This is a genomic window from Acidovorax sp. HMWF018 (assembly GCF_003061035.1).
Lineage (GTDB): Bacteria > Pseudomonadota > Gammaproteobacteria > Burkholderiales > Burkholderiaceae_C > Acidovorax > Acidovorax delafieldii.
The window spans coordinates 1-3803 of the sequence record NZ_QAIM01000208.1 but is presented as its reverse complement, the minus strand read 5'-3'; the positions used below and the strand labels follow the sequence as shown (position 1 = coordinate 3803).

Here is a 3803-nt window from a genome sequence, read left to right as displayed (position 1 = left end):
GTTCACCGTCACGCGCCCGCTGGCCAGCGGAATGGCCAGGGCCTTCTCAAGCGCCATGCGCCGCTGCTCTTCCATCTGGCGCTTTTGCACTTCCTGCTGCAGGCTGGCCACCAGGTCGATCTGCACCACCAGCACGCCCACGAGGATCAGTACAAACGCACCCAGCAGCCCCGCCATCAGATCGCCGAAGACGGCCCACACCGGTGCCGTCTGGTCGGTAGCATCATCCAGGGTGTCGTCCACGCCGGTCACGCGGGCACCCCTTGTTCTGCCGTGGCCTTGCCATGCAGTCGACGCAGGTCTTCCACGATGCCTTGTTGTGCGCTGATGCTCAGGTCAATCACCTCGCGGGCCTGTGCCACGTAGTACGCCAGCTGTTCGTCGCTGCGGCCCATGGACTCGCGAAGGGCGTCCTCCATGCCTTGCAGGCTCTCCACGAGCTTCTCGTTGCTGGCGCTGAACAGGCCGACGCCGTGCTGGAAGGATTCCCCCAGGCTGGACAACTCGATGGCGCTGGCCGCAACCTGCGCTGCCACTTCGTCCACCTTGCCCGCCTGTGCGCCCAGGGCCTGTGCAAACTGCTGGCCCGCCTGTTCGAGCACCTCGGCGGCGGAACCCACCAGTGCGTCAATGGCCGCGCGCTGCTGCACAGCGGCTTCGTTCACGGATTGCAGCAGGCTGCCCAGCTGCTGTGTCATGGCCGTGCGCTCGGCCAGTGCGAGGTTGTCGCGTTCGCCCAGGCGTGTCATTTCCTGCCGCAACTGGGTAATGACTTCGGCCGCCGCTTGCGGCACGTCGGAGGCGGTCTGCAGCAGGCGCGTGAGGGGGGCTTCCAGCGCAGCGCCCAGGGTGGCCAGGTGCTTTGCCACGGCGGCTTGCAGAGTATCCAGGCGGTCCACTGCCGCCTGTCCGCGCGCGGCTTCCGCATCGCGCAGGGTGGTCAGTTCCTCGCGCCACACCAGGGTCAGCGCATCCATGCGCTGACCCTGGGCTTGCACCCATTGCGCTTCGTTGTCGATGCGTGTGCGCAGCAGGGCGTCGGATTGCTCCATCAGCGCGGTGGCGCTGCCCAATGTACGGTCCACCTGGGCGTTCAGTCGCAGACTCACTTGCGTGGCGGTGTCTTCCAGGGTCTGCATCAGGGCGCGCTGTTGTTCCACGGTCTGTGTGGCTGCGCGCTGCCATTCAGCGCTGAGCGTGTGGGCCAGTCTCTCCAGGGACTGGCTCCAGTCTGCCAGCCGTTGCGCATCGGCGTCGCGCTGCGCCTGCTGAGCATCGGTGACGGTGCTTTGCAATGCAGCCAGCAAGGCCTCGGAGCGTTCTTCAAATGCGTTGTTGGCTGACTGCAGGCGGTGCTCCAGCTGCTGGGCTGCTTTGGCGAGTGCCGCGCCGGTTGTCTGGTGCTGTTCGGCAGTTTGTGCCCCCGCGCTTTGCCATTCGCCGCTGAGTTTCTGGGCCATCTGGTGCATAGACTGCGTCCAGTCGGCGAGCCGCTGCGTATCCGCAGCGCGCTGCGCACCGTGGGCTTCGGCTACCGTCGCCTGCAGTGTGGTGACCAGGGCTTCGGCCTGTTGTGTAAATGCCTGGGTGGTGGCTTGCAATTGCCGGTCCATCTGCTGTGCGGTGCGCTCCAAGGCCTGGCCCACCTCCTGCTGCTGGGCCAGCGTCTGGTTGCCCGCTTGATGCCATTCGCTGGCCAGGTTGCGAGCCATGTCCTGCATGGAGTGCTCCCAGCCTTGCAGTCGCCGCTGGTCGGACTCCGCCTGGGCAGCCTGTTGCTGTGCAGCCGATACGTGCAGGGAGTCCAGCAGTGTTTTCGATCGTTCGTCGAAAGTCTGCGTGAGCTTTTGCACTGCAACCTCAAACTGGGTGATCAGCGTGCCCTGTGTGTTCGACTGCTGGTCGAGCGCCTGGGCCCAGGTGTCGGCCACCTTGCGTGCTGTGCCCTCCCATTGCGCACTGAGGCTTTGCAGCTGCTGGCCTGTGTGCTCTCGCAGCCGCTCGTGGGTGCGCTGGGACTCTTGTGCCAGCGTTGCCATGGCCTGTTCCACCACCGGGCGCATGGCGGCGGTGGCCTGCTGGGCACTGTTGCTCAGGCTGTCTTGCAGCGATGTACCCACGGCCTGCGCCAATTGGGTGTAGGCGGCAGAGGCCTCTTGATGAAACCCCTGCTGTTGCGCCAGCAGCTGGTCGTTGAGCTGGCTGTGGCGGCGCTCCAGTCCTTCCATCATGGCTTGCAGACGATCGGCAATCAGTGGCAGGGCCTGGGCCTGCGCTTGCAGGGCCAGCAAGGTGTCCTCGCGCCGTTGGGCGGACGAGAAGGCACGGAATAGCGTGGGGATGCGCGCATCCAGCTGGCGCACCGCCTGCAGCCTCTCTCGGCGGCTCAGGGCGGACAACAAGCCCAGTGCGGCCGATGTGGCGACCCCCGCGACGGACGTGCCGAACGACAGACCCAGCCCCTTGATGGGCGCAGCCAGTGCATTGCGGATGGATTCCAGGTTGCCTGAGGCCTCCAGGGCAAACACGGCGCCGTGGAATGTCACCACCATGCCCACGAAGGTGCCCAGCATGCCCAGCATGACCAGCAGCCCCACCAGGTAAGGCGTGAGTGCAGGGCCAGGCAGGGCTACACGCTCTCCTTCGATACGCTGGCGAACCGGGTGGCGCAGTGCGGGGTCCAGGCTTTCCAGCCAGGCATCCAGGGCAGGGGGCTCTTGATGGGCCTCTAGCGAACGCGTCAGCGAGGCGGTGGCCGCGCGATAGCGCATCAGCTCCCAGGCTCCCAGCAGGTAGGTGGCGGCGATCATCACCGTCATTGCCAGTGCCAGCGGGCTGTGGCCCACAAAACCCCAGCCCACCCAGCCAGCGGCTGCAAGGCCCGCAGCGAAGATGGCTGTCATCACACTCTTGTTCATTCCTGTTGTCCTGTTGTGTCGTTCTGGGCTGCTTCCAGCAGTCCCGTGATCGGTTCCATGCGCGTTTGCAGCTCTGCGGCAAGTAGGGCCTGCATGTCGCGCTCGAAGGCCCACAGCCAGCCTCCAGCCTGCCGCCATCGCGCAGGCTCATCGGTCAACCCTTGGGTGGTCAGCCTGTGCTGGTGTTGCCGGTGGCGGTGCGCCATACGGCGCTCCAGGTGCGCGGGTAGCAAGGCCCACAGCCGTTGTTCACGCGGTGCCAGCATGCGCTCCATCACGGCGTCCAGCGCCGCCACCTGGCGCAATCTGGGGGCGCCTTGTGCGATCGCCTGGCGCAACTGTGCCCGCAGGGGCTGCAGCCGCAGCTCCATCTGCTTTTGCAGGTCCAGATAGCGTGGCGCGTGGGTGGCGAAATCCGTGTCCACCCTGGGGTCGGGCAGTTCCACGGGGGTGTTGTCCGCCCGGGCCCGCAGTGGCTTGGGTGCAGTGGGCCTCGTGGCCAGCTGCACTTCGAGGTCGGCCTGAACCTTCGCTACCAGGCCGGCGAGTACCGTCATGTTCAGCGCCATTGCCGGGTGCTGTGCAGTCGCCGCCTGCGATGGCAGGTTCTCGATCGCGTGCAGCGCCCGGCTGAGCTGGACGGCGTCCACGGTTCCCAGCCATAGGCTCAGCTGCTCTGCCACATCGGGGGGCTTGGCTGCTGGTCGCGGAGGCGCGGCCCGCTCGCTGGCTTCCCGCGTCCATTGCTGGAGCAGGACCACGAGGCGTGAGCTGTTGAGTCGGTGGTGTTGGGTCATCCCGTGAAGGCTGTGCACTGGGTGGGCACGGCCGAGCGGGACGGTCCGGCGGCGCGTGCATCGGGGGAAGGAGTCCTCCCGAAGGCAA

Annotated in this window: 2 protein-coding genes and 1 pseudogene; all 3 read right to left on the bottom strand. The window is 66.4% G+C overall.

From position 1 onward, the window contains the following. Window positions 1–252 (bottom strand): annotated as a pseudogene (locus DBR23_RS07615) (hypothetical protein); the annotation flags it as partial. Then, window positions 249–2918, bottom strand: coding sequence for a DUF802 domain-containing protein (locus tag DBR23_RS07610; protein WP_108497828.1), 2670 nt, complete (start codon window positions 2916–2918; stop codon window positions 249–251). The pseudogene DBR23_RS07615 and the gene DBR23_RS07610, both read right to left, overlap by 4 nt. After that, window positions 2915–3715, bottom strand: coding sequence for a DUF3348 family protein (locus tag DBR23_RS07605; RefSeq protein WP_108497827.1), 801 nt, complete (start codon window positions 3713–3715; stop codon window positions 2915–2917). Before DBR23_RS07605 ends, DBR23_RS07610 begins: the two co-directional genes overlap by 4 nt. Window positions 3716–3803: the final 88 nt, after the last annotated feature.

Coding starts and splice junctions, on each gene's coding strand:
- DBR23_RS07610 (WP_108497828.1), bottom strand. CDS start 2,918: ATGAACAAGAGTGTGATGACAGCCATCTTCGCTGCGGGCCTTGCAGCC.
- DBR23_RS07605 (WP_108497827.1), bottom strand. CDS start 3,715: ATGACCCAACACCACCGACTCAACAGCTCACGCCTCGTGGTCCTGCTC.